Source organism: Salinibaculum rarum (assembly GCF_030505615.1).
Taxonomy (GTDB): Archaea; Halobacteriota; Halobacteria; order Halobacteriales; family Haloarculaceae; genus Salinibaculum; species Salinibaculum rarum.
In genome coordinates this window covers 950099-972167 of the sequence record NZ_CP129992.1, presented here as the reverse complement: position 1 = coordinate 972167, position 22069 = coordinate 950099, and the positions used below count along the sequence as shown (strand labels likewise).

General features: G+C 65.4%; 25 protein-coding genes. 15 read left to right on the top strand and 10 right to left on the bottom strand.

Translation table 11 applies throughout. The annotated features are described in order from the left end of the window. Nucleotides 1-139: 139 nt before the first annotated feature. From QYL91_RS05270 to QYL91_RS05255, 4 genes are all read left to right on the top strand, one after another. Nucleotides 140-2059 (top strand): methyl-accepting chemotaxis protein, encoded by a 1920-nt coding sequence (locus QYL91_RS05270; protein ID WP_302082334.1) that lies wholly within the window; start codon nt 140-142, stop codon nt 2057-2059. Nucleotides 2060-2118: 59 nt separating this feature from the next. Continuing rightward, nucleotides 2119-2529 carry a hypothetical protein gene (locus QYL91_RS05265; protein ID WP_302082333.1) on the top strand — a complete coding sequence of 137 codons (411 nt, stop codon included), beginning with the start codon at nt 2119-2121 and terminating at the stop codon, nt 2527-2529. Nucleotides 2530-2586: 57 nt separating this feature from the next. Beyond that, a complete protein-coding gene (locus QYL91_RS05260) occupies nt 2587-4113 on the top strand; it encodes a DUF790 family protein (protein ID WP_302082332.1) in 1527 nt (508 codons plus the stop codon). Between the two features lie 131 nt (nt 4114-4244). Next, nucleotides 4245-6206 (top strand): hybrid sensor histidine kinase/response regulator, encoded by a 1962-nt coding sequence (locus tag QYL91_RS05255; protein WP_302082331.1) that lies wholly within the window; start codon nt 4245-4247, stop codon nt 6204-6206. A 43-nt stretch (nt 6207-6249) separates the two neighbouring features. On the opposite strand, the gene QYL91_RS05250 is transcribed toward QYL91_RS05255, so the two are convergent. Together QYL91_RS05250 and QYL91_RS05245 are read right to left on the bottom strand one after the other, a co-directional pair. Further along, nucleotides 6250-6840 (bottom strand): DsrE/DsrF/DrsH-like family protein, encoded by a 591-nt coding sequence (locus QYL91_RS05250; RefSeq protein ID WP_302082330.1) that lies wholly within the window; start codon nt 6838-6840, stop codon nt 6250-6252. Continuing rightward, a complete protein-coding gene (locus QYL91_RS05245) occupies nt 6837-7100 on the bottom strand; it encodes a sulfurtransferase TusA family protein (protein ID WP_302082329.1) in 264 nt (87 codons plus the stop codon). The genes QYL91_RS05250 and QYL91_RS05245 overlap by 4 nt, the downstream gene beginning before the upstream one ends. Before the next feature lie 160 nt (nt 7101-7260). Between QYL91_RS05245 and QYL91_RS05240 the strand changes: the two genes are divergently transcribed. The 5 genes from QYL91_RS05240 to QYL91_RS05220 all read left to right on the top strand — a co-directional run bounded on the left by QYL91_RS05240 (nt 7261) and on the right by QYL91_RS05220 (nt 9616). After that, on the top strand, nt 7261-7467 hold the full coding sequence (locus tag QYL91_RS05240; protein WP_302082328.1) for a hypothetical protein: 207 nt from the start codon (nt 7261-7263) through the stop codon (nt 7465-7467). After that, nucleotides 7464-7940 (top strand): YeeE/YedE family protein, encoded by a 477-nt coding sequence (locus tag QYL91_RS05235; RefSeq protein WP_302082327.1) that lies wholly within the window; start codon nt 7464-7466, stop codon nt 7938-7940. The genes QYL91_RS05240 and QYL91_RS05235 overlap by 4 nt, the downstream gene beginning before the upstream one ends. Then, nucleotides 7937-8404, top strand: a complete 468-nt coding sequence (locus QYL91_RS05230; RefSeq protein ID WP_302082326.1) for a YeeE/YedE family protein — start codon at nt 7937-7939, stop codon at nt 8402-8404. Before QYL91_RS05235 ends, QYL91_RS05230 begins: the two co-directional genes overlap by 4 nt. A gap of 63 nt (nt 8405-8467) precedes the next feature. After that, a complete protein-coding gene (locus QYL91_RS05225) occupies nt 8468-8860 on the top strand; it encodes a helix-turn-helix domain-containing protein (protein WP_302082325.1) in 393 nt (130 codons plus the stop codon). A gap of 3 nt (nt 8861-8863) precedes the next feature. Next, complete coding sequence (locus QYL91_RS05220) at nt 8864-9616, top strand: DUF2270 domain-containing protein (protein ID WP_302082324.1); 753 nt, start codon at nt 8864-8866, stop codon at nt 9614-9616. Between the two features lie 4 nt (nt 9617-9620). On the opposite strand, the gene QYL91_RS05215 is transcribed toward QYL91_RS05220, so the two are convergent. Next, nucleotides 9621-10133: a DUF7122 family protein gene (locus tag QYL91_RS05215; protein WP_302082323.1), complete on the bottom strand. Its 513-nt coding sequence runs from the start codon at nt 10131-10133 to the stop codon at nt 9621-9623. After that, nucleotides 10133-11044, bottom strand: coding sequence for an RsmB/NOP family class I SAM-dependent RNA methyltransferase (locus tag QYL91_RS05210; protein ID WP_302082322.1), 912 nt, complete (start codon nt 11042-11044; stop codon nt 10133-10135). Before QYL91_RS05210 ends, QYL91_RS05215 begins: the two co-directional genes overlap by 1 nt. Nucleotides 11045-11144: 100 nt before the next feature. Here QYL91_RS05210 and QYL91_RS05205 point away from each other — a divergent pair, with 100 nt between their 5' ends. From QYL91_RS05205 to QYL91_RS05195, 3 genes are read left to right on the top strand one after another with little or no spacing between them, the layout of a single operon-like run. Next, nucleotides 11145-11516, top strand: coding sequence for a hypothetical protein (locus tag QYL91_RS05205; protein WP_302082321.1), 372 nt, complete (start codon nt 11145-11147; stop codon nt 11514-11516). Between the two features lie 24 nt (nt 11517-11540). Continuing rightward, nucleotides 11541-12275, top strand: a complete 735-nt coding sequence (locus QYL91_RS05200) for a proteasome assembly chaperone family protein (protein WP_302082320.1) — start codon at nt 11541-11543, stop codon at nt 12273-12275. 60 nt (nt 12276-12335) lie between these two features. Then, entirely contained in the window at nt 12336-12965 is a 630-nt protein-coding gene (locus QYL91_RS05195; protein ID WP_302082319.1) for a DUF7978 family protein, read from the top strand. On the opposite strand, the gene QYL91_RS05190 is transcribed toward QYL91_RS05195, so the two are convergent. Further along, nucleotides 12966-13955: a WD40/YVTN/BNR-like repeat-containing protein gene (locus QYL91_RS05190; protein WP_302082318.1), complete on the bottom strand. Its 990-nt coding sequence runs from the start codon at nt 13953-13955 to the stop codon at nt 12966-12968. It lies immediately after the preceding gene. A 150-nt stretch (nt 13956-14105) separates the two neighbouring features. On the opposite strand from QYL91_RS05190, the gene QYL91_RS05185 reads away from it, so the two are divergent. Genes QYL91_RS05185 through QYL91_RS05175 form a run of 3 tightly spaced genes read left to right on the top strand, consistent with a single transcriptional unit; the run spans nt 14106 to nt 15519 of the window. Then, a complete protein-coding gene (locus tag QYL91_RS05185; RefSeq protein ID WP_302082317.1) occupies nt 14106-14615 on the top strand; it encodes a hypothetical protein in 510 nt (169 codons plus the stop codon). A gap of 53 nt (nt 14616-14668) precedes the next feature. Continuing rightward, entirely contained in the window at nt 14669-14965 is a 297-nt protein-coding gene (locus QYL91_RS05180; protein ID WP_302082316.1) for a UPF0175 family protein, read from the top strand. Continuing rightward, nucleotides 14962-15519, top strand: a complete 558-nt coding sequence (locus tag QYL91_RS05175; RefSeq protein WP_302082315.1) for a PIN domain-containing protein — start codon at nt 14962-14964, stop codon at nt 15517-15519. Before QYL91_RS05180 ends, QYL91_RS05175 begins: the two co-directional genes overlap by 4 nt. Here the strand turns inward: QYL91_RS05175 and uvrA are convergent. The 5 genes from uvrA to QYL91_RS05150 all read right to left on the bottom strand — a co-directional run bounded on the left by uvrA (nt 15516) and on the right by QYL91_RS05150 (nt 22032). Then, entirely contained in the window at nt 15516-18482 is a 2967-nt protein-coding gene (gene uvrA / locus QYL91_RS05170) for an excinuclease ABC subunit UvrA (RefSeq protein WP_302082314.1), read from the bottom strand. The genes QYL91_RS05175 and uvrA overlap by 4 nt on opposite strands. A gap of 59 nt (nt 18483-18541) precedes the next feature. Continuing rightward, the gene (locus tag QYL91_RS05165) at nt 18542-19246 is read right to left on the bottom strand and encodes an RAD55 family ATPase (RefSeq protein WP_302082313.1); all 705 of its coding nucleotides are present in this window, start codon (nt 19244-19246) and stop codon (nt 18542-18544) included. 171 nt (nt 19247-19417) lie between these two features. Continuing rightward, a complete protein-coding gene (locus tag QYL91_RS05160) occupies nt 19418-20155 on the bottom strand; it encodes an SDR family NAD(P)-dependent oxidoreductase (RefSeq protein WP_302082312.1) in 738 nt (245 codons plus the stop codon). A 42-nt stretch (nt 20156-20197) separates the two neighbouring features. Beyond that, nucleotides 20198-20608, bottom strand: coding sequence for a hypothetical protein (locus QYL91_RS05155; protein WP_302082311.1), 411 nt, complete (start codon nt 20606-20608; stop codon nt 20198-20200). 41 nt (nt 20609-20649) lie between these two features. Next, complete coding sequence (locus QYL91_RS05150) at nt 20650-22032, bottom strand: ribonuclease FAU-1 family protein (RefSeq protein WP_302082310.1); 1383 nt, start codon at nt 22030-22032, stop codon at nt 20650-20652. Nucleotides 22033-22069: the final 37 nt, after the last annotated feature.

The following is a 22069-nucleotide window of genomic DNA, read 5'->3' as shown; positions in this document are numbered from 1 at the left end:
GGGAAGAATCTCGAATATCGAACGGGAACCGGCTCACAGAGCCCCAGTATCAGTAGATGGTCCCGACCGGCGCATCCAGTTATAACATCTGATACTCGGGGAGAAACTCTTTTTCGCGCGTGTGCGCGCATCCCGAGACATGGCACAGCCAACAGGCGAAGCAGAGAGAGGGGTGTTACAGGTGAGCCACTGGGAGCGCGTCCTTCGTGAGTTTGTCGAGTACATTCCAAACGGCAAGACGATTCCCGAAGAGACGTGGCGCAGTCGGCACCGAAATATTCTCATTCTCCTGTTGGCGCACGTTCCGCCGATGTTCGTCCTCGGGATGTACGAGGGGACCGAGTCGGCCGTCACAGGCGCGACGCTGCCGGCGATTCCGACGACGATCGTACTCGCCGAACTGGGCGTTCTCGTCGGGTTTGTCCTCCTCGCGCGGTGGTCGTTTTTCAGTCGGCGGACCCGGACGGCGCTGGCGGCGCTGGGGATGGTGACGGCGTCGGGCTTTCTAGTCCACTTTTCGGGCGGCTACATCGAGGCACACTTCCACTTTTTCGTCGTGATGGGCGTGGTCGCCATCTACGAGGACTGGCTGCCCTTCGCGCTGGGTATCGCGTACGTGGCGGTCCAGCACGGCTACTTCGGGATGATAGACCCGAGTCGGGTCTACAACCACGCCGCCGGTATCAACAACCCGTGGGTGTGGGGTGTCATCCACGCAGTGTTCGTCCTCGGGCTCGCCGGCGCGTTGATGACACAGTGGTACTCGACCGAGAAGTCCAGGGAACAGGCGGAACTCCAGCTCCAGGAAGCACGGGAGAAGACGGCGGAAGTCGAGAGTCTCGAAGAAAAGCAGGCAAAAATCGAACAGGCGAAAGCAGACGCCGAGGAGGCAAAGGCACAGGCAGAGGCCAAGCAACGCGAGGTCGAACAACTGAACGAGCACCTCGAAGCCAAGGCCGACGCCTACAGCGCCGCGATGTCACGGGCGGCAGACGGAGAGCTGTCGGTCCGGGTCGAAGCCGACAGCGAGAGCGACGCGATGGCACAGATCGGGGCGTCGTTCAACGAGGTCATGGAGGAGACGGAGTCGACGATGCAGGAAATCCAGTCGTTCGCCGAGGAGGTGACTGCCACGAGCGAGGACGCAGACACCACCACCGCCGAGGCAGAGCAGGCGAGCGCGGAGATGAGCGACTCGATTCAGACGATAGCCGACGGGGCGAACGAACAGCGGGAGATGCTCGACGAGGTGTCAAACGAGATGACGAACCTGTCGGCCGCAGTCGAAGAGGTGGCCGCCTCCGCAGAGACGGTGGCCGAGCGGTCCCACGAGACGGCCGAAATCGCGGAGTCCGGTGAAGAGACCGGCCAGCAGGCGCTCGAAGACGCACACAAAGTGCAGTCGGCAATCGACTCGACGGTCGAGAACGTCGACGCCCTCAACGAGCAGATGGCCGAAATCAGCGAGATAATCGAGCTCATCAGCGACATCGCGGAGCAGACGAACATGCTCGCGCTGAACGCGAACATCGAGGCCGCCCGCGCCGGGGGCGGCGCAGACGGTGCCAGCGGCGACGGCTTTGCGGTGGTCGCAAACGAAGTCAAACAACTGGCCGAAGAGACCCAGGAATCGGCGACGGAAATCGAACAGCTCATCGGGAAAACCCAGGCCCAGACGGCAACGACGGTCCAGGAGGCCCAGCAGGCAAAAGAGTACATGCAGGAGGGAGTCCAGGCCATCGAAGACGTCGTCGACGCGTTCACGCAGGTCAGCGAGAACGCGGAGGAGACCGACAGCGGTATCCACGAGATAAGCGCCACGACCGACGATCAGGCCGCAAGCGCCGAGGAGGCGGTGTCGATGGTCGAGGAGGTCGCGGACATCAGCCAGCGGACTGCCGAGGAGACCGCGAGTGCGTCGACTGTCGCAAAAGAACAGACCGAGTCGATGTCGGAGGTCAGTACCAACGTCAACTCCCTGAGCGAGCAGGCACGACAGCTCCAGACGCTCCTCGCGAAGTTCGAGGTGAGCGAGACGGAGCCCCAGCCAAGCGATTGAGACCGCCGCCAGCGCGAATCTGGGATAAGTACATCACTGCCGAGCACGTATTCGGGAGCGTGCCAGGATACGAGCCGCACGAGGTGCCGCTCTACGGGGACAGGGAGACGGTCGAACAGAAGTACAGCGAGGCCGAACGCGAGCGCAAGCCCTTCTTCGCCGTCGAGGTATACGAGGAGGGGTACGCTATCACCTACGACCTGCTGCCGGCGGGACACCAGCTCGCACCGACGACGACGACCGAGGTCGGCGAGCGCCTCACCCGCGAAATCGAGAGCATCGTCGGCGACGACGGGTTGCCGACAGCGGAGGTGAGCCGGTCGGTCAACCCGTCGCTCGGGAGCATCTCGTTTTTCGAGCGCGAAGAGAGCGCACGACGCGTCGCCGCGGTCATCTCGACGCTCGTCCTCGACGAGGCAAACTGGGTCGACGCCGACGTGTCCACGCAGGCGGGGACGCGCCGGAACTGACCCGACGGGCCACGACGAGAGTGAGACTTTTCTTGCCCGGCCGTCGAGTAGCGACCAGTGCTGACGAAGGACCTGCTTCGCGTCTCGCGGGCCGGCGGCGGCTACCACCCACAGTTTGCCGACGGTGACGACCGGCAGGTGGCAGCGCGGGTGCTCGGCTGTTATCAGGGCCACGTCGGCGAGCCACGCCGTCGGCTGGACGACGCCCTGGAGTCTATCGAACGGGACAGCGACGACTTCAAACTGGTCCGGGGCTTTGCCAAACTTCTCGACAGGGAGACGACCGCCGAGACGCAGGCACCGGTCGACCCGGCGCGCGCTCGCGAGATAGCTTTCGAGTCGGCCGAAGCCGTCGGTGTCGTCACCGAACGCGAGCGCGGGGCGGCCCTCGACCGGGCGGCAAAGCGCCTCGACGTGTCACCGGAGGCGGTCGAGACGTCGCTGTACGCCGACCGCGACGAGCGCCAGGTTCTCGTCGACGTGCCAGAGCGGTTCGACCCCGACGCGCTCGTCGCACAGTACAACCTCTCGCTGGCCCAGACGGCACTCTTCGACGCGACCGAGGTTCGCGTCCGGTCGAGTGACCCCAAGGCGGCCATCTCGGCGGTCAAACGACTCCGCCTCATGTACGAGGTCCGCCGGCTCCCCGAGGAGACGCGCCGGACTGTCGCCGAGACCGACCGCGAACTCGTCGTGACCGGTCCGGACGCACTCTTTGCCAACAGCCGACGCTACGGCACGCGGTTTGCCCGCCTGCTCCGGACCGTCGCCGGCGCGGCCGAGTGGGAACTCACCGCGACTATCGACGACCGCGGCACCGAGCGTGAGATGACGCTGACCGACGCCGACGTGTCCGTTCCCGGGACCGACCCGGTCACGGAGGTCACCTTCGACAGCGGCGTCGAGGCCGACTTCGCGGCGCGCTTTTCCTCGCTGGACCTGGAGTGGAACCTCGTCCGGGAACCGGACCCCATCGCGGCCGGCGAGCACGTCGTCATCCCCGATTTCGCGTTCGATTACAAACACAGTGACTTCCGCGTCTACTTCGAGATTATGGGCTTTTGGACGCCCGAGTACGTCGAAAAGAAACTCTCGCGACTGGCCGACGTCGACGACGTGGAGTTGCTGGTGGCCGTCGACGAGTCGCTGGGCGTCACCGAGGACCTGGAGGCGCGGGACCACCGCGCGATTCCCTACGCCGGGACGGTCCGAGTCAAAGACGTCCGGGACGCGCTTCGCCGATACGAGACACAACTGGTCGAACGGGCAGTCGCGGCGTTGCCCGAGACGTTGCGGCCGGACGCAGACGTGGTGACACTGGCGACGCTGGCCGACGAGTACGGCGTCAGCGAGCGCGCAGTGGAAGCGAAGGGGTTCCCAGAGCACGAGCGGGTCGGACGGACGCTCGTCCGGCCGGCGGTCCTGGCGGCTGTCGAGGAGCGAATCGAAGCGGGGATGAGCCTGTCCGAGGCCGAAGCGGTCCTCGACGAGTACGGTCTCGACGACGCGAGTGCAGTGCTGTCGGCGCTGGGGTATCGCGTCGCGTGGGAGGGACTCGGCGGTGGGACGCTCGAATCGCTGTAGGCGGGCGGCAACGGTACGCGTTCGGACAGCGACAGCAACATTCGCCACGCCGTTCCCGGCCGACCGCAGATGCGGAATAAACAGCCAGGGAATGGCAAATTTGATTACCGAGAGGGACAGAACGTTGCTAAATGGTAGGTCGGCGGGCACTGACCATCGGCGTCGAACTCGACGGCGCCGTCGAGACGGCACTGGCAGACGCGGCAGTCACAGTGGTGTCGGTCGCGACGGCCAGCAGTGCCCGCGAGCGACTCCGGACCGAACACGTCGACGCCGTCCTGACGGCCCAGGAGTTGCCCGACACGGACGGACTCACGCTCATCGAGGAGCTACGCGACGTGGCGCCCTCGCTCCCGGTGGTTCTGTCTCCCGCTGATGGAAGCGAGACACTCGCGAGTGCTGCGATGGCGGCGGGTGTCACCGACTACGTCCCGCGGTCGGTCGCCCGGTCGAACCCGGACCGGCTCGTATCCAGTCTCGAACGGAACCAGCAGGCGTCCGAAGCGTCCGCTCGCGAGCGCCGGCTCACCGCACTGCACGGCGCCGTCCGCGAGATGGACCGACGAGACTCCACGGATGCGATCGCACAGTCGGTCGTCGACGCAGTCACGGCGACGCTCGGGCGGTCGTGTGCGTGCGTCTACCGGCCCGACGACCAGCAGTCGTCGCTCACACCGGTCGCGTGGACGGACAGTCTCGGCGCCCGATGTGGCGAGCCGCCGACGCTCAGCGCCGAGAGTCCGGCGTGGTCGTCGTACGCCGACGGGGAACTCGTCGTCTCCGAGGACCACTCTGTCGTCGACGAAGCGGCGAGTCGGGACACGCAACGTCACAGTGACCTCCTCGTCCCGCTGGGCGAACACGGGGTGTTGGTCGTGTCGACGGCCGCCGCCGACACCTTCGACAGCGAGGACGTGAAACTGGGGCGGCTCCTCGGAACGAAGGCCACGGCGGCGCTTGGCCGGGTCGAACAGGACCGCGAGCTTCGGAGTTTCAAACGCGCTGTCGAGAGTTCGGGACACGGTATCGTCATCACGGATACGAACGGGACCATCGAGTACGCCAATCCGGCCTTCGAGGAGATTACTGGCTACGGCCGCGAGGAGATACGCGGGGAGAATCCGCGGGTGCTCAACTCCGGAGAACACGACGAGACATTTTACCGTGAGATGTGGGAGACGATTCTGGCCGGCGACGTCTGGCACAGCGAAATCGTCAACGAGGACAGCGACGGCGACCGCATCGTCCTCGACCAGACGATTGCACCGATTACCGGCGGCGGCGAGATAGAGCGGTTCGTCGCCATCAACCGCGACGTGACCGAGCGGGCAGACCACCAGCAGCGCGTCGAAGAGCAACGCGACGAACTGGAGGTGCTCAACCAGATGGTGCGCCACGACATCCGCAACGACCTCCAACTGGTGTCGACGTACACCGACTTGCTCGGCGAACACGTCGACGACGACGGCCGGGAGTACGTGGAGATGGTCCAGGAGAGCACGCAAAACGCGATTGCGCTCACGAAGACGGCCCGCGACCTCTCGGAAGCGATGTTGCAGTCCGAGCCCGACGCCGAGCCAAAACGGCTCCGAGAGAGTCTCCGGGCGCAAGTCGACAGTGTCGCGTCGACGCACGGAGACGCCGACATCGCCATCGACGGGTCGATACCGTCGGTCAGCGTGAACGCAAACGACATGCTCGATTCGGTGTTCTGGAACATCCTGACCAACGCCGTCGAACACAACGACAAGGACGTGCCGGAGGTGACAGTGTCGGCGACGGCGCGGTCCGAGTGTGTGGTGGTCCAGATTGCGGACAACGGTCCCGGCGTTCCCGACGGGCAGAAAGCGGACATCTTCGGAAAAGGTGAGAAGGGGCTCGAAAGCGGCGGCACCGGCATCGGACTCTATCTGGTGCAGACGCTCGTCGACGCCTACGGTGGGGACGTCTGGGTCGAAGACAGACACCGGGAGCGGCCGCCTCAGGGCCGGGCGTCCGCCGACGGCGGCCGGCGCTCTCCGGCCAGCCGACAGCGGCGCCGCGACGACGTCGACGGTTCAGTGTTCGTCGTGGAACTGCCCAGAGCAGACTGAAAGCGACTAAACTCGTGCCGACGAGACGCGAGCGCCAGCGGAGTTACACCAGTAGCTGGATGTCGGCATCGGCCATCTCTTCGAGTGCGGTCGCGGCGCCGACGCCGGCGGTGACACCGTCGTAGAACTCGTCTTCCTCGTAATCGAGCAGGTCCATCGTCATCTGGCAGGCCTGCATCTCCACGTCCATGGCGTTGCAGGTGTCGACGAGTTCCTCGATGGAGGCGACCTCGTTGTCATCGATGCGCTTTCGCATCATCGTGCTGGTCACCCGGTCCATCCCGGGAATCGCGGCGATGGCGTTCGGGACGCCCATGTTGGGGTTGCCGACGGCGCTCATCTTCAGGTCCTTCGAGTTCTCCTCGTGGAGAATCTCCAGTCCCCAGAACGTCGTGAAGACGGTGACGTCCCAGCCGAAGGCGGCGGCCGTCGACGCGAGGATGAGCGGCGGATAGGCCATATCGAGCGTGCCCTTCGTGGCGATGATGACCATCGAGTTGGTGTCGTCGTCGGTGTCGATGTCGGCCTCCGCCAGTTGGGCTTCGAGGTCGTCGATGCGTTCGCGGAGCGCGGCGACCTCCTCTGCCGCTGGCTGTGGCGGCGTATCGGCCGCCTCGTCGGTATCGGTACTCATTGGTCGACCGACCTCACGTAGTGGACGTACACCGTCTGGTCGCCGTCCGCGCGTTCGTGCTGGTCGAGCAGTTCGACACCGTCTGTTCCGGACGCCCAGCCGTCGAGGTCACTCATACTCCCACTGTCTGTCGCCAGCACCGACAGTACCTCACCCGGGGCGAGGTCGTCGATTGCCTGCTTGGTCTTGACGACCGGCATCGGACAGGAGGCTCCTTTCACGTCGAGCGTCTCGTCGGCTTGGATGTCTGCATGTGACATCGTTGTACTCGGTAGTTAGTATTTCGTCTATGGTACAAAACCATTTCGGACTTGTTTGTTAAAGAGCCGTAATATTACGTTATTAGCCATATTGGTCTTGCGACTATTTTGCAATTCAATCAAGCAATTTATTAGCAGCCAGTGGGAATAGGGGGATACAATGAACAGGATGTCGTCCCCGGAACCGGCCGTTCCGGTCGGCACACCGTCGGTACGCGAGCGAAGGCGACGCATCGACGCTAGCGAGAGGTCGGTTCTTGTCGGCGTCACCGACGACACGACGGCTCGCAGTCAGCGGTTCGCGAGCGACGACACCGCGTTCGAACCCCAACTCGGCCCGAACAACTGGGCCGTGAGTGAACAATGAGTCTCATCACCACGCTGTTCCCGAACGGCATCGCTCCGTACCTGCTCGGCGGTATCCTCGTCGGCGCAGGGACTGCACTCATCTACGTCCTGACGGGGATTCCCGCCGGGGCATCGACGTTTCTGGAGTCGACGCTGTCGTACGTCTCCGACATCAAGCGGTTCAACCGCCCCTCGTATCTCGTCTCACGCGACTGGCGCGTCGTGTTCACGCTCGGTATCGTCCTGGGTGCGCTGGCGTACACGCTGACGCTCGGTAACGGGCTCTGGACCACCGAGGTCCAGCCGTGGCGGCTGTTCGGCGGCGGCGTCCTCGTCGGGGTCGGGACACGCCTGGGGAAGGGGTGTACCTCCGGGCACGGCATCTGTGGCGTCGGGTCGCGGTCTCAGACGTCACTGATAAACGTCGCGACCTTCCTGCTGGTGGCCATCGGAACCGCTCAACTCGTGCAGGCACTGGGGGTGACGCCATGAGCGACCGCCACCCGCTTTTCATGCCGGTCATCTTCGTCGGCGGCCTCATCTTCGGCGTCGGCCTCGCCGTCAGCCGGATGGCACGCCCCGAAGTCGTGCTTGATTTCCTCCAGTTCGAGGACTTCGGCCTCCTGCTCGTGATGGGGGGTGCCGCCGTAACGACCGGTATCGTCTTTGGGCTCCTCGAGTGGCGCGGCAGTCGCGCCCCGCTGACCGGGCAGGACTACGCGCGCAGACTGAAGTCGTTCGACCGGAACGTCCTGGCCGGCGGCGTCATCTTCGGCGCTGGCTGGGGGATTGCCGGCATCTGCCCCGGCGCGGCCTACGCCAGCCTCGGTATCGGAAACCTGCCCATCCTCTGGGCGCTTGCCGGCATGTTCCTGGGCGCGTACGTCCAGGGCTACTGGCGCGAGAGCATCCGTGGCGACGCTGGCGCGACCGCTGCCGGCGTCGCTGACGACTGACGCCGGGAGTATTGGAGCGGGAGCACAAAAGCGTTTTCACCGCTCGGCACTGAAAGGTCTAGCATGACACAGTCGATGCAGGATATGCTCCGGTCAGATATGGAGTGTGAAGGGCTCCTTGAGTGCTTTCACGGCCTGACGGCCCTCGACCGAGCAGTGTTCGAGACGATGGTCGCGGCCGACGAGGCCAAGACCGTCGACGAAATCGCCGAGGAGGTCGACCGAGAGCGCTCGACGGCCTACCGGTCGGTCAAGCGACTCGAAGAGGCCGGCTTTCTCACACGCGAACAGCGGACCTACGACGGCGGCGGCTACTACCACGTCTTCACGCCGGCCGACCCGAAAGAGGTCGCAGACGACATGCAGCGGATGCTCAACGACTGGTACGCGAAGATGGGCGGTCTCATCGGCGAGTTCCGTGACAAATACAACGAGACAATCGAGCCCCAGACCTAGCGGATGACAGCCGACACGGACCCGCGCGCCGACAGCGCTCCCGCCGACGACGGTCCTGCCGTCGACGGTGAGGGCCCCGACCCCGACGTCGGGCAGGGACTGCTCGACGTGGACATGGGCCCCAGTTCCGCGCTCGCCCACCTCTACCGTGGCGAGGTCCACCGGATGAAGTTCTGGCGCGAACGCCTCGACCAGACCACCAACTGGGCGGTCATCGTCATGGGTGCAATTTTGACCTACGCGTTCTCGAACCAGTCTAACCCCCACTACGTCCTCCTCATCGGAAACGCCGCAATCGCCCTCTTTCTGGTCATCGAAGCCCGCCGCTATCGTGCCTACGACGTGTGGCGCTCCCGGGTGCGAAAACTCCAGGAGAACGTCTGGGCGCCCGGACTGGACCCCTCCCAGCCGATCGACGGCGAGTGGCGACGCGAACTCGCGGACGACTACCGGAATCCCGCACTGAAGATTACCGCCGAAGAGGCCATCGCTCACCGACTCCGGCGGGTGTATCTCCCGATGTTCGGCATCCTCAACGGCGCGTGGGTGGTGCGTGTGACCGCCTTCGGCGGCGAAACCTGGCCGGCGAGCGCTGCCGTCGGCGAGATTCCGGGCACGGCCGTGACTGCGGCCGTCGTGGTCCTGTTTGCCGCTGCCACCGTCATCGCCTGCCGGCCGCGTGACTGGCACGCGCGTGGCGAACTCCGGACCGAAAACCTCCGCGACGGGCAACCCCGCGAGACACGCACCGACTGACCGGCTACAGTTCTCGGCGCCGGCCCTTGGGTACCTGTGACCGCAACTCGCCGTAGACGAACAGCGCCACGCCCAGCGGTTCCGGTTCGCCCGCGATGGCGTGGGTGACGACGAGATACCCCCAGTCGCCGTCCCAGTCGAGTTCCTGGTCGTCGCCGGCCATGAACGTCGCCGCTTGCTCGTCGTCGAGTTCGATCACGTTCTCGCTCGCGTGCTGTCCGAACCGCTGGACAGCCGACAGCGTCGGTTTCCAGTGTTCCTGTCGGGTCCGGAGAAAGGTCATCCCCAGTCCCTCGATGTCGACCGGCGTGGGTTCGTCGCCCCTGAGTGCCCAGACTTTGCCGCTGCCACGCTCCCAGAACGTGTACTCCTCGAAGACAGCGGGGTCGACGCCAAAGCGGTCGTCCCACCACTCGAGCACGTCCGCGCGGGTGGCTCTGCCCTCGACGGTGCACTCCTCGGCGGTCGCTGGCAGGCGGTCGAACTGCGTGCCGACGTTGGCGGTGTCCTCGCCCATCACGCAGTCACCTCCAGTTTCGCACAGAAGAACCCACCCGTGTCGTTGTGGTGTGGGTAGATGCGTTTCGCGTTGGCGACCTGCGGGTCGTACTCCGTCCCCTCCCACTCGGTGACGCCGTCTGTGTGGTCGAGCGGCAGGTCGTAGTCGACGACGCGACAGCCACCCTCCTCGGAGAGCGCGTAGTCGAGGACCGCCTCGTTTTCCTCGGGCGCGAACGTACACGTCGAGTAGACGACGGTGCCGCCGGATTCGGTCGCCTGGACGGCCCGCCGGAGGATGCCCTTCTGTGCGCCAGCGATGCCGTGGACGTGCTCTATACTCCACTCGTCGAGCGTGTCGGGGTTCTTCCGGATGGTCCCCTCACACGAGCAGGGCACGTCGACGAGCGCGCGGTCGTACTCCGCGCCGTCGAACGGCTTCAGCGAGTGGTTGCGCGCGTCCTCGTTGGTGATGGCGGTGTTGGTGACGCCGAGCCGTTCGGCGTTCGAACGCAGCGCGGAGATGCGCCCGAGGTTGTTGTCGGTGGCGACGATGCGGCCGGTGTCGTCCATCAGTGCCGCCAGCTGGGTCGTCTTGCTCCCCGGGGCAGCACAGGCGTCCCAGACGCGCTCGCCCTGTTCGGGCGCGAGCACGTCGGCCGGAATCGCAGACACCTCCTCCTGGCCGTGGAGCCAGCCGTGGACGTACGGCCAGTTCGCGCCGGGCTGGTCCTCGGGCAGGCGCAGAAGGTCGGCGTGCCAGTCGACCCGTTCGGTCGCGATACCGTCGTCTGCGAGTGCCTCGATAGCGCGCTCGGCCGTCGTGCGGATGGTGTTGACGCGAACGACGGCAGGGAGCGGGCGCTCACAGGCCGAAAGAAAGGCCTCGAAGTCGTCGACGAGCGGTTCGTACCGCTCCAGTACGGACATTGGTGTCGGGTTTCGCGGGGCGGCGCTTGTGGGTTTCGACTCACCTGTCTGTTCGCCCGTCCGGCCGAAAGTCCATATGCGTCGACCCCCGAGTACCGATATGGCCGACAGTAACCTCGGAACAGCGACGATAGTCTACGACCACCCAGAGGAGGGGACTGTCGAGAAGACGGTCAAAAACGAGCACGTCGCGTACTTTCAGGACCACTGGATTCTGAAACGCGACGAGGACGAGGCCGGCAACGACGTGGTCCGGCGCATCCCCGTCGAGCGGGTCCACTACGTCGACCGCAGCGTCGAGACGTTCGAAGACGAAATCGGGAGCGTCCGCAAACAGGTCGAGAACGTCGCCAACGACATCCGGTCGAAGCTCCTTGGCACCGGCAGCGAGCGCGACCAGCGGACCGGCGAGCCAGTCGAGATAACCGTCGAAGACGACAGCGAGCCAGGCGACGACAGCACCGAACGTTAAGTCCGCCGGCGTTCTCTGTTCACTATGGCACACATCGAAGAGAAACAGTCGATGAGTCTCGACGACCCCGCCCTCGTCGAGGGACTGCCAGGTGTCGGCCTCGTCGGCAAACTGGCGGCCGACCACCTCGTCGAACAACTGGAGATGGAGTACTACGCGGCCTGTCACTGCGAGGGACTGCCGGACGTCGCCGTCTACGAGGAAGGGGAACGCGGAGTCCGGCCCCCGGTCCGAGTCTACGCCGACGAGCAACGCGACCTGCTCGTGTTGCAGTCCGACATCCCCGTCTCGCCGACCGCGGCCGAGGAGTTTGCGGCCTGCGTCACCGGCTGGATGGACGACAAGAACGCGCTGCCGCTGTATCTCAGTGGCCTCCCCGAAGAGAAAGACGGTGTCCCGTTGCTGTACGGTATCGCCACCGGCGGTGCCGACGCGTTGCTCGCCGAACACGACATCCCAGTCCCCTCCGAGAGCGGGATGGTCAGCGGCCCCACCGGCGCGTTGCTGGCCGAGGCCGGCGAGCAGGGACTCGACAGCGTCGGTCTCGTCGTCCAGGCGGACGCGAACTTCCCCGACCCCGAGGCCGCGCGTGTCTTCCTCAACGACGGCATCGGCCCGCTTGCGGGTATCGACGTCGCCACCGACCGCCTCGTCGAGCAGGCCGACAAGGTGGCCGCCGCACGCGAGCGCCTCGCCAAGCAGATGCAAGAGGCCGAAGAGGAGTCGACGCGCGCCCAGCCACTCGGGATGTACCAGTAGCCCGCCCTCTCGGCGTCAGATGGCAACAAGACGTATACGGGCAAAGCGTCGTCTTCTGGTATGGTCCCCCAATCTCAGCGTCTCGCCGACCGACTCCGCGAGCACCTCCCACGGAGTCTCCTCTTTGGCGTGCTCGCGTATCTCGTCGGCTACGTCCTGACAGTCGTGTTCGTCCTCGTCGACGGTGTCGAATCCAGCGTCGACGCGGGAGTGATAACAACCGTCGGCTGGGTATTCTACGCCGCCCACACCGTCAAAATGGAGATAACGGGGTTCGCCGGCGAGCGCTCTGAAACGGGCACGGTGAACCTCTTCGAGGGCTTTGGCGAACTCACGAGTCTCACCGACGCCGTCCCGGAGATACTCTACGTGCTGGTCCCCATCGTCGCCCTCGTCGGGAGCGGCTTCGTCCTCGTCCGACGCGTCACCGGGCCGGACGTGACGGCGACCACCGCGGCAGCGCTCGGCGCGAGCGTCGTCGCCGGCTACCTGCCGCTTGCCGTCGTCGGGCAGCTGGTGTTTTCGTACACCGAGACCGGTCTCGGCGGCACTGTCGGTGTCACGATTGCACCGGTCCTCCTGACGAGTGTCCTGCTGGTCGGTCTCGTCTACCCGCTCGTCTGTGGAACGGTCGGCGCCGTTCTCGCCCAGCAGACTGCGTCGGACTCGACCGAAGCGCATCGGATGTAACTACACCACGGCCAGCCCTCGTCCGACCTGGTCGCAGTACGAGTCGGGCCACTCGATTGGCAGTTCGTCCCACGACTGTCCGCCGTCCTCCGAGCAAAACAGCCCGCGGTTCGTCAGCGCGTAGAACTCCCCGTCGTTGCCGGCAGTCAGCACCGCCCGAACGGTTCCCCGAGGCTCCGGTAAGCCGTCCATCGCCACCGTCCACGGGTCGTCCGGACCGGACTTGCGATAGACGTACGCGTGTGCGCCACCGGGCCGGTGTGCACTGTCGGCATCGCTCGCCGCCGAGACGACGACTGTCTCGGGGTCGCCGGGGTCGACCGCCAGCCCCCAGACGTACCGGTGGTCTAACCCCTCCTGGGGAGACTGCCAGGTGTCCCCACAGTCGGGCGAGACGGCGTATCCGTCACCGGCGGCCGTGTACACGCGGCAGGGGGCGTCGGGATGGGTCGCCAGGGTGTGGTTGTCCCAGCGGCCGCCGTCGGGGTGTGGCTGCCAGGTCCGCCCGCCGTCGACGGAGCGAACGAACGCCCCCGCCTCGATAGCGACGTAGATGTGGGCCGGGTCGTGTGGGTTGACCGCAATCCAGCGAACGCGATGTGTCTCCGGTCTCGGTGGGTACGACCAGCGGTCACTACAGGGCAACTCCGCCAGTCCGCCCCGTTCGGCGAAGGAGTCTCCCCCATCCGTCGACCGGTACACCACGCTGGGTTCGGTGCCCACCCACACGTCGTCGGGGTCGTGGGGGCTGACGGTGACGGCGGTGACGCGGTCGGAAAACGAGCCGACTTCCGTCCACCGCCGCCCGCCGTCGGAACTCCGGAGCAGTCCCGAATCGACAGTGCCCGCAAACACCCGCTCGGGCGCGGCCGACGAGGCAGCGACACACCTGACGGCGCGGTCGGTCAGCCCCTCGCGTGCGGTCCAGTCGCTCTCTGCCCCCCGAACCGACAGCAAGCGACGGTCCAGCGCCGCGTACAATGTTGTCACACCACACACTACGCACTGAACCGTTCTATATCATACGGCGCCAGTGAGTGTTAGCGGGACGACGACAGCGGCCGACGCGGCAACGACCGAGCGAGCAGGCGACAGCGAAGCCCCGACGACACTATTAGCGTCCCAGCCTAACATCTGCCCGTGCTGTCCCCGCTCTCACGGCTGAGTAATCTCCTGATTACCATCGCCGTCGGCCCGGGTATCCTCACCCACGAGTACGCCCACTACGCCGCCTGCAAACTCAGCGGCGTCGCGGTGTACGCCCGGCCGGTCCTCCGTCCGTTCGACGACAGTGCCGTCCTCGAACACGAGTCAGTCGACGGGTTCGGGGCCGACCTGGCGATTGCCGTCGCACCGCTGCTGGTCAACTCGCTGCTCGCCTTTGGTGCGTTCGCGCTGGCCGGTGCCTCCGGCACACGGACGAGGCTGGTCTTTCTGTGGCTCGGCTTCTGTTTTGGCTTTACCGCCCTCCCCAGCGCGACGGACACGGAGACACTGTTGCGGACGGCCGCGTCGCTTCCGGCGCCGGCCCGCCCCGTCGGCTATCTGGTCGCGTACCCACTCCGGATGGCGACGCTGTCAGTGTGGGCAACTGGGATTCTGACGTTCGTGTGGACGATGACGCTGGCCGGCGGCGCGGCGACGATGTGACCGACAGCGCCGTCGGCGTGACAGTTAATACGTCGCAATGCGTTGCATTGCACATGGAGAACGTCACGACGCGAATGAGCGACGAGGAACTGGACCTCGTCGACAAACTGGCCGCGTTGCAGGGGGGAAATCGAAGCGACGCGATTCGCGAGGCGCTCCGCCGCGGTGCGCGAGAGGAGTTGATTCGTATCGCACTCCAGCGCTACCAGGACGGCGAGGTAGGTATGCGCGGCGCCGCCGACATCGCCGACCTCTCCATCGCAGAGATGATGGCTGAAGCCAACGACCGCGGAATCTTGTCGAACTACGACGAGGCCGACCTGGCGGGAGACGTGGACGCGCTGCGATGAGCGGCGAACGGCTACTGCTGGTCGATGCCAGCGTCGCAATCACGCTCGCCCGCGTCGATTCGTTCGGATTGCTCGCCGAACTCGACGGCCAGGTCACAGTACCAGAGATAGTCCTCGACGAAGTCGACAGCGAGCCAGCCAAATCGACGCTCGAGGCCGCACTCGATGACTGGCTCACATGCGCCTCCGTACTCGGCGACCCGAGCGAGCGTGGGGAAACAGCGGAAACAGCACGAACACAGTTGGGTATCGTCGACGACGGAGCGCCGACTGGTGACCTCGCACTGCTGACACAGGCACTCAGGACCCGAGAGAACACAGCACAGACAGCCGTCGTCGTCAGCGACGACAAGCCGCTTCGACAGACCTGCAAGGCGCTCTCGATTCCGGTCTCCGGTTCGATTGGCGTCCTGATTCGCGCCGTCGAACGAGACGCGCTTGCTCCGGCCGATGCAAAAGACAGCCTCCTGGCGATGGACGAGGTCGGCGCACGCCTCAGCGCATCGCTGCTCCGGCGTGCCGAGCGGCTGATCGACGAGGCAGTCGACGACTAGTCGTCGCCGGCACCGGTTGCCTGTTCGCCGGCAGCGAGGTCGCGGTCCGCGCGCGGCCCCTCCAGGTCGACGTCAGGAAGCAGGTCACGGAGATACTGGCCGGTGTAGGAGTCCTCGTCGCGGGCCACGTCTTCCGGCGTGCCGGCGACGACGACCTCTCCGCCGTTTTCGCCACCTTCCGGCCCCAGGTCGACGATGTGGTCGGCGTTTTTGACGAGGTCGAGTTCGTGCTCGATGACGACGACCGTGTTCCCTTCGTCGGTCAGCCGGTGGAGCACGTCGATGAGTTTCCGCTCGTCTTCGGGGTGCAGTCCCGTGGTCGGCTCGTCGAGCAGATACAGCGTCTCGCCGCTGTCTTTCTTGCCCAGTTCCTCGGCGAGTTTCACGCGCTGGGCCTCCCCACCGGAGAGGGTCGTCGAAGGCTGTCCGAGTCGCATGTAGCCCAGCCCCACGTCTTTCAGGAGCTTCAGCCGACGGCGGAGCTGGCTGTGACTCTCGAAGAAGTCGTGGGCCTCGTCGACGCTCATCTGGAGCACGTCCGCGATTGTCTTGCCCTTGTAGGTCACATCGAGGGTCTCGTCGTTGTAGCGGTCCCCGTCGCACTCCTCGCAGGGGACGTACACGTCCGAGAGGAAGTTCATCTCGATTTTGACGGTTCCCTGTCCGCCACACTCCTCGCAGCGTCCGCCCTTGACGTTAAAAGAGAACCGCCCCTTCTCGTAGCCCCGCTGGTTCGCGAGGTCGGTCTGAGCGAACAGTTCGCGGACGTAGTCGAAGACGTTGGTGTAGGTGGCGGGGTTCGAGCGCGGGGTCCGACCGATGGGCGACTGGTCGATGAGCCGCACCGTCTCGATGTTCGAAAGGCCCTCGATTGCGTCGTGCTCGCCGGGGTCGACGCTGGTGTTGTCGTTCATCTCCCGGGCGAGTCCCTTGTAGAGGACGTCGTGCATCAGCGTGGACTTGCCCGAACCGGAGACGCCGGTGATGGCGGTGAAGTTGCCCACCGGAATCTCCACGTCGAGGTCGGCGAGATTGTGCTGGCGGGCGCCGCGAATCGTTATCCCGCCGTCGCGCTCTCGCCGAGTTTCGGGTACCGGAATCGCCTTCTCGCCGGAGAGGTACTCCCCGGTGACACTCTCCTCGCTCTCGATAACGTCGTCCATGTCACCGTTGACGACGACTTCGCCGCCGCGCTTGCCGGGACCGGGACCCATGTCGATGATGTTGTCCGCCCGGCGCATCGTCTCGGTGTCGTGTTCGACCACGATGAGCGTGTTGCCGATGTCCCGGAGTTCTTCCAGGGTGTTCAGCAGGCGGTCGTTGTCCCGCTGGTGGAGGCCAATGGAGGGTTCGTCCAGCACGTAGAGGACACCCACCAGTCCGGAGCCAATCTGGGTAGCCAGCCGAATCCGCTGGCTCTCACCACCCGACAGCGTGGAGGCTTCGCGGTCCAGCGTCAGGTATTCGAGGCCGACCTCACACATGAAGCCAAGACGGGCGCGAATCTCCTTGAGAATCTCCTCGGCAATCTTCGTCTGGCGGGCATCGAGGTGTTCTTCCATCCCCTCGAAGTGAGCCAGCGCGTCGCCGATGGACATCTGGTTGACCTCGGTGATGGACGTGCCGTCGACGAGGACGTGCCGGGACTCGGCCTTCAGGCGGGTGCCCTCACACGCCGGACAGGTGGTGACAGCCATGAACTCCTCGATGTGGTCGCGCGCGCGGTCGCTGTCGGTCTCGACGTGGCGACGCTCCAGGTTGTTGATGACACCCTCGAAGCGCTCTGTCTTCTCGCGGGTGCCGTTCTTGGTCGTCCACTCGAAGTGGACGACCTGGTCGGTGCCATAGAGGAACTGCCGCTGGATATCGTCGTCTAGCTCCTCGAATGGCGTGTCGAGCGAGACGCCGAAGTGGTCGGCGACGTTGTCCAGCTGTCGCGAGTAGTAGGTGCGGTTGTAGCTCCACGGCTCGAAGACGTGCTTGAGCGGCTTCGAGGGGTCCTCGATGACGAGGTCCTCGTCGACTTCCTTCGTCGAGCCGATACCCTCACACTCCGGGCAGGCACCGTGGGGACTGTTGAAGGAAAACGAACGCGTCTCGATTTCCGAGATGTCGATGCCGCAGTGGTTACAGGCGAGGTCTTCGGAGAACTCGACGACCAGCCGCTGGTCGCGTTCGTCGTCGGCCAGGTCACCCGTCGACCGGGCCGTCGCCCCGCCGACCTCGAGGTCCGCTGGCGGGTCCGGGAAGACGACTTTCAACACGCCGTCTGCCTCCTCCAGTGCTGTTTCGACGGAGTCGGTGAGCCGAGAGCGGGCGTCGTCGCTGAGTTTGACGCGGTCGACCACCACGTCGATGGTGTGGTCGTAGTTCTCGTCTAAGTCGGGTCGGTCGACAGTCAAATCGTAGCTCTCGCCGTCGACCTCGACGCGGGTGTACCCCTCGCTGACGAGTTCGTCGAAGCGGTCCTCGAAGGCGCCCTTCTGGTCGCGGACGACCGGCGCACAGATCTTCGCGCGGGTTCCGTCCGGCGCGTCAAGCAGGCGGCGGACCATCTGCTGGGCGGACTGCTCGCCGACTTCGCGGCCACACTCGGGACAGTGTGGCGTGCCGACGCGAGCGTAGAGGAGACGGAGATAGTCGTGGAGTTCGGTGACGGTCCCGACCGTCGACCGCGGGTTGTTCGCGGCGTTTTTCTGGTCGATAGAGATAGCGGGCGAGAGCCCCTCGACGTTCTCGACCTGTGGCTTGTCCATCTGCCCGAGGAAGTTCCGGGCGTAGGCGGACAGCGACTCGATGTAGCGGCGCTGTCCCTCGGCGTAAATCGTCTCGAAGGCGAGCGACGACTTGCCCGACCCCGAAAGGCCCGTCACGACCGTCAACTCCTCGCGGGGGACGGTGACGTCGACGTCTTTGAGGTTGTGTTCCTCGGCCCCGCGTACCTCGATGTAGTCGCGACTCATCTGTGGCAATGCCAGGGTCCGGAGTAGTGAAACGCTATCGGTTCGGTCCGCGACCGGGGCTAGATGTTTCTGCTCTCGTCGACCCAGACGTCCTTCTCGAGGACGATAGAAATGTCGTCGAGCACCGGCTTCCCACCGCGGTTTTTCGGAATCGACAGCTGATACTCCATCGAACTCGCCAGGGAGACGAGGTCCAGTTCCCACACGACATCCGCGAGTGCGAGTGTCACGTCCCGAAACGGCGGTAGCTCATCGAGTGTGATACAGTGCAAGATACCGACCCCACCCGTGTCGAGCATCGTGGATTTGAGTTCGTTCAGCACCTCTCTGTAAGCGTCCTTGTTCTCCGACTCCTCCATCGGGTTGACCGGGTCGAGGACGACGTTTGCTTTCTGGTCGAGGTCTTGCAGAATCTCGTAGACAGTATCGAGAAGCGAGGTATCGTTCGTAAACGACGGTTTGTAGCTCCGAGACCCAGTTATCTGTCGCAGAAACTCGTTGTTCATCGTCCGGTCTGCGCCCGCATACTCGACGAACACGTCGTCGGTCGACAGCCGTTCGAGGTCGTTCTCGACGGCACTGGCTTGCCGAAGTGTCGTCAAGTACAGCGTCTGGTGCATCTCGACGAGTTGGTGAAGAATTGCCTCGCTTTGCATCGTCGGTCCGGCAATGAGTGCAACGACACTGCCCGGTTCGATGCCACCGGACATGTGCCTGTCAATAGCATCAATGCCCGTCGAAAGACGTGACTGGGGACGTGACATTTCATTATTAATTTTTTCTAAGGGATAATGTAGTTGCCGGCCGAGTCAAAAGAGACGCAGTATATACGATTTGACCGTGAGGCGGGCTACGTCGAGGCCGACGATTGTTCCGGCGACGGCGAGGCCGACGACTTTCCGGCGACGGCGCAACGGAGCGGGCGGGACCGCTACTCAGACCCGTTCGGGCAACCAGCCCCCGCTCACCTCGACGTTTTGCCCGCTCACGTAGTCGCTCCCCGAGTCGAGGAAAAACCGGACGGCCTGTTGCATATCCTCGAACGACGCCGGGCGCCCGCGCGGGAGTTCGTCCGGGAACTCGTCAGAGTTCTCGACGACGTACGGCGAGACGGCGTTGACGGTGATGTCCGTGTCCTGCGTATCCGCAGCGAGCATCCGCGTGAACATCAGGACACCCGCCTTCGCCGCGAAGTAAGGGAAGTTCTTCGCGCTGACCAGTCCCTTCTCGCTAGAGGCGTAGCCGACGTTGACGATGCGGCCGTAAGACTGGGCGCGCATCGCAGGAAGGACGCGCTTCGAACAGAGGTAGGTCGCGTCGAGATTCGTCTCCATGACCCGCTTCCAGGTGTCGTACTCGATGTCCGCCCAGTGGCGGGGCGCGAATGCGCCGACGTTGTTCACGAGTATATCGACGGTCCCGAGGTCGGCCTCGATTGCGTCGAAGAGCCCATCGACGTCGTCGGGGTCGGTCACGTCGGCCTGAACGGTCGTCGCCCGGACACCCGACTCGCGAGCGCGGGCGGCCACCTCCTGGGCGGCATCGCCGCTGGTCCGGTAGTGGACCGCAACGTCTGCGCCGTCTGCGGCCAGCGCCAGCAGGAGTTCGCGACCGATGCCGTTCGCGCTCCCGGTCACGACTGCGACACGGCCGGAGAGGTCGGGGGTAATCACAGCGGCGGCTACGGCCCGCCGGGGCTTGAAGCCACGGGCGCGCTATTCCCCGTCGCGTGCCCGCCGTTTCCACTCGCGTTCCTGCTGGCGTTCGGTGACGTGGCGCCGGCCGTCGGCAATCTCACCGCGCACGCGCTGTTCGAAGGCCATCAGCTCCGAGAGGAACCCGTCCTGGTAGCTCTCGAGCACGTCGTACGACCACCGGTCCTCGTCGATGACTCCCCTCGGCAGGTACTGGTCGCGCAGGGCGTCGGCCACGTCGGCGTGGCCACACGCGCGCAGTTTCTCTTCGGCCTCGGCGAGGTGGTCCATCGCGTGCCCCGTCTTGTGGTGAAATTCGACGAGATCGCCGTGGGCACGGTGCAACCACTCGAGGCCGAGTTCGACGCTGTGAAGCGCCTCTCGCTCCCCGGCGCTCAGGTCCGCTCGGTCGCTGTGTTCTCCCCCAGACATGGTAACTGCTAGCACACAGATGCAGAAAAGTGTTGTCGCACCTAGAGAGCGTTCTCGACGGCACTGGCGACGCTCCTGGCTTTCTCCGCCAGCGGCGTCGGAATCAGCCCGTCGGCTTCGGCTGTGTCGAGTTCGTCGTCGTCGACGCGCTCGACGGTGCCGTCGGCGTGTTTCACCACGTCGACGTGGAGGTCGACATACCGGACGGCGTCGGGGAATATCTCGACGGGCGTACAGATGTTGACGTACGTCCCGCGTTCGGTCCCGTCCTCGCCGCGGTAGACCGTCGGATACCACCACCGACCCTCCTCGAATTTCGTAATCGCCACGTCGCCGGCCTGCCGGTCGACGCCGAGCGCGTCGTAGGTGCCACCGGGCGTCATCTCGCGGCGCAGTGTCAGCGACCCATCGGTCCCGTGGCTGGTGACCTCGCCGGTCCCGAGCGTGTAACACCGGCCGTCGGGTTTCCCGTGGGCGATACCGAGCCGGTCACCCTCCACCGGCCCGAACTGCCGTGTGACGGCGCCGAAGGGAAAGTCCTGGCCTCCGTCGCCACTCGCCGAATCGGCACACACCGCTTCCACGAAGTCGACGGCCGCACTCGCCTCGCGGTCGGCCGCCTTCGTGCGGTGGTGGCCGGCCATCGTCGCGGTCACCTCGCGGCGAATCTCGTCTAATGCAAAGCGCGAGTCCCGGCCGAACCACACCCACCACGTCGACTCGCCGTCCCAGTAGCAGTGGGGAGTGGCGTCGGTCGGGTCCGGCGCGTCGGCGAAGGCGTCGTCGAGCGCTCGCGCGCGGTCGGCGAGCGTCGCGAGAGTCTCGTCTAACGCGTCGAGGCTGGCGTCGTCGCTGGCCCGCCCCCAGTCGATGCCCCACCCCTCCGGCGGGTCGGTCGGCACGAGGTCGGCCAGTTCGGGACCGGTAGCACTGGCCGACTTCCCGCGGACGAGCGACGCCAGGCCGGCCTGGACCCGAATCGTGGTATCGAGCACCGGCCGACCGTCACTCCAGGGCGGCCTCGGGTCGTTGACCTGCACCCGGAGCTGGTCGCCGGCTTCGATTCGCCGTGTGCTCCTGGAGTACGGTAGGAATCCCTCGCCGTCACCGACGGCGACGACGGCGCCGCTCCCCAGTGTCTCGGTGACCTCCCCGGCGTAGACGGCCCCGCGAGGCAGGTCCGCTGCCCACGCGAGCGTATCCACGCCGACCCCACGGAGTCGCTCGACGACCGACTCGACGTGCGCGGAGTCGCCGACGACACCCACGCCCTGCCGGTCGTCGGTGGTCGTTACCGTCGTCGCAGCCGGTTCGACCGGCAACTCCGCGTCGAACCGCTCCCGAATCGGCGGGGACGCCTGTACCACGTCGTCGAGCAACTGGGTCAGCGCCGTCGTGTAGATACCGCGGATGCGGACAGTCATTGGTGGCGCTGGGGTCCCGACGCTCAAAGCTCCCCGG

Bases quoted from the DNA above. Each gene is read 5' to 3' on its own strand.
- QYL91_RS05240 (WP_302082328.1), top strand. From the start codon at position 7,261: ATGAACAGGATGTCGTCCCCGGAACCGGCCGTTCCGGTCGGCACACCG.
- QYL91_RS05195 (WP_302082319.1), top strand. From the start codon at position 12,336: ATGGTCCCCCAATCTCAGCGTCTCGCCGACCGACTCCGCGAGCACCTC.
- QYL91_RS05245 (WP_302082329.1), bottom strand. From the start codon at position 7,100: ATGTCACATGCAGACATCCAAGCCGACGAGACGCTCGACGTGAAAGGA.
- QYL91_RS05230 (WP_302082326.1), top strand. From the start codon at position 7,937: ATGAGCGACCGCCACCCGCTTTTCATGCCGGTCATCTTCGTCGGCGGC.
- QYL91_RS05215 (WP_302082323.1), bottom strand. From the start codon at position 10,133: ATGGGCGAGGACACCGCCAACGTCGGCACGCAGTTCGACCGCCTGCCA.
- QYL91_RS05205 (WP_302082321.1), top strand. From the start codon at position 11,145: ATGGCCGACAGTAACCTCGGAACAGCGACGATAGTCTACGACCACCCA.
- QYL91_RS05255 (WP_302082331.1), top strand. From the start codon at position 4,245: ATGGTAGGTCGGCGGGCACTGACCATCGGCGTCGAACTCGACGGCGCC.
- QYL91_RS05250 (WP_302082330.1), bottom strand. From the start codon at position 6,840: ATGAGTACCGATACCGACGAGGCGGCCGATACGCCGCCACAGCCAGCG.
- QYL91_RS05210 (WP_302082322.1), bottom strand. From the start codon at position 11,044: ATGTCCGTACTGGAGCGGTACGAACCGCTCGTCGACGACTTCGAGGCC.
- QYL91_RS05165 (WP_302082313.1), bottom strand. From the start codon at position 19,246: ATGTCACGTCCCCAGTCACGTCTTTCGACGGGCATTGATGCTATTGAC.
- QYL91_RS05175 (WP_302082315.1), top strand. From the start codon at position 14,962: ATGAGCGGCGAACGGCTACTGCTGGTCGATGCCAGCGTCGCAATCACG.
- QYL91_RS05155 (WP_302082311.1), bottom strand. From the start codon at position 20,608: ATGTCTGGGGGAGAACACAGCGACCGAGCGGACCTGAGCGCCGGGGAG.
- QYL91_RS05180 (WP_302082316.1), top strand. From the start codon at position 14,669: ATGGAGAACGTCACGACGCGAATGAGCGACGAGGAACTGGACCTCGTC.
- QYL91_RS05270 (WP_302082334.1), top strand. From the start codon at position 140: ATGGCACAGCCAACAGGCGAAGCAGAGAGAGGGGTGTTACAGGTGAGC.
- uvrA (WP_302082314.1), bottom strand. From the start codon at position 18,482: ATGAGTCGCGACTACATCGAGGTACGCGGGGCCGAGGAACACAACCTC.
- QYL91_RS05200 (WP_302082320.1), top strand. From the start codon at position 11,541: ATGGCACACATCGAAGAGAAACAGTCGATGAGTCTCGACGACCCCGCC.
- QYL91_RS05235 (WP_302082327.1), top strand. From the start codon at position 7,464: ATGAGTCTCATCACCACGCTGTTCCCGAACGGCATCGCTCCGTACCTG.
- QYL91_RS05225 (WP_302082325.1), top strand. From the start codon at position 8,468: ATGACACAGTCGATGCAGGATATGCTCCGGTCAGATATGGAGTGTGAA.
- QYL91_RS05150 (WP_302082310.1), bottom strand. From the start codon at position 22,032: ATGACTGTCCGCATCCGCGGTATCTACACGACGGCGCTGACCCAGTTG.
- QYL91_RS05220 (WP_302082324.1), top strand. From the start codon at position 8,864: ATGACAGCCGACACGGACCCGCGCGCCGACAGCGCTCCCGCCGACGAC.